This window comes from Pseudomonas sp. ACN8 (genome assembly GCF_002303925.1).
GTDB lineage: Bacteria > Pseudomonadota > Gammaproteobacteria > Pseudomonadales > Pseudomonadaceae > Aquipseudomonas.
On the sequence record NZ_MRCS01000117.1, the window covers coordinates 1 to 1,244 of the forward strand.

2 protein-coding genes are annotated in these 1,244 nt (G+C 53.8%); both read left to right on the plus strand.

The window, feature by feature from the left end; all coding sequences use genetic code 11:
• Positions 1–65 precede the first annotated feature (65 nt).
• Positions 66–371 (plus strand): IS3 family transposase, encoded by a 306-nt coding sequence (locus tag BSF44_RS30925; RefSeq protein WP_008047186.1) that lies wholly within the window; start codon positions 66–68, stop codon positions 369–371.
• Positions 368–1,204 (plus strand): IS3 family transposase, encoded by an 837-nt coding sequence (locus BSF44_RS29180; RefSeq protein ID WP_256589183.1) that lies wholly within the window; start codon positions 368–370, stop codon positions 1,202–1,204. Before BSF44_RS30925 ends, BSF44_RS29180 begins: the two co-directional genes overlap by 4 nt.
• Positions 1,205–1,244 lie beyond the last annotated feature (40 nt).

The window sequence follows — 1,244 nt, forward strand, 5'->3', positions numbered from 1 at the left end:
TGAACTGGCCTAATAATTCCGGACACCTCTTAAGGGCGATATGATTTCGCCAACTTGGAGGTTCCATGAACGAAAGAAAGGTCTATACCCGCGAATTCAAGCTGCATGCTGCCAGCATGGTGCTTGATGATAACTGCCCGGTTCCAGACGTGTGTGCATCGCTGGACATCGGGCCCACCGCTTTACGGCGCTGGGTCGATCAGGTTCGCAAGGAACGCGAGGGACAGCCCGTCAAGGGCACCAAGGCGATTACCGAAGATCAACGCCAGATCCAGGAACTAAAGGCCAAGATCAAGCGCATGGAGATGGAAGCCGAGATCTTAAAAAAGGCTACCGCTCTCTTGATGTCGGATCCCGATCGTTTTCGATGATTGCGGAACTAAGAGAGTCATTCCCGACTGCCATTGTGTGTCGTGTTTTCGAGGTGAAGCGCAGCAGCTTTTATGAGTGGCTTCAGCGGCGAACCAAACCGCGGATCAGACGCGAAGAGCTCAAGCTGAAAGTGGTTGAACTGCACAGCGAAAGCCGGGAAGCCATGGGCTCCAGAATGATCAGCAAGGGCCTGCAGTCCCAAAACATAGCGGTCGGAAGAGACCTGGTCAGAACGCTGATGAAGGAGGCCAACATTGTCAGCAAACAACGCCAGCCTCACCCATTCAGATCCAAAGGCGTTGAAGCATTTGTCGCACCCAATCGGCTCAAGCGCAATTTCAAGCCGGCTGCAGTCGATCAGGTTTGGTGTGGCGACGTTACCAGCTTGATGGTGGGCAAACGCTGGGTTCATCTGGCCATCGTGATCGACTTGTTTGCTCGCCGCGTCATTGGCTGGGCGTTTTCGCTGGTCAATGACGCCCACTTGGTCAGCAAGGCGCTACGCATGGCAGCAGAGGTTCGAACGTGTCCTCCGGGACTGATGTTCCATTCGGATCAGGGCTGTCAGTACACCAGCCGCAAGTTTCAAGAAGAACTGAAGCGTCGTGACATATTGCAAAGCATGAGTCATCGCGGGCAGTGCTGGGACAACGCTCCAACAGAGCGGTTTTTCGGCACGCTGAAATCAGAATGGGTGCCTCGCAGTGGTTACAGCAAGATCGAGGAAGCAAAAACCGATATGGTGCGCTTCTTCATGTACTACAACCGCACCAGGCTCCACAGCTACAACAACTATCTGTCGCCAATAGCCATGGAGCAAAAAGCGGCATAAACACCGTAACCGGTGTCCGGGATTACTTGACCAGTTCAGC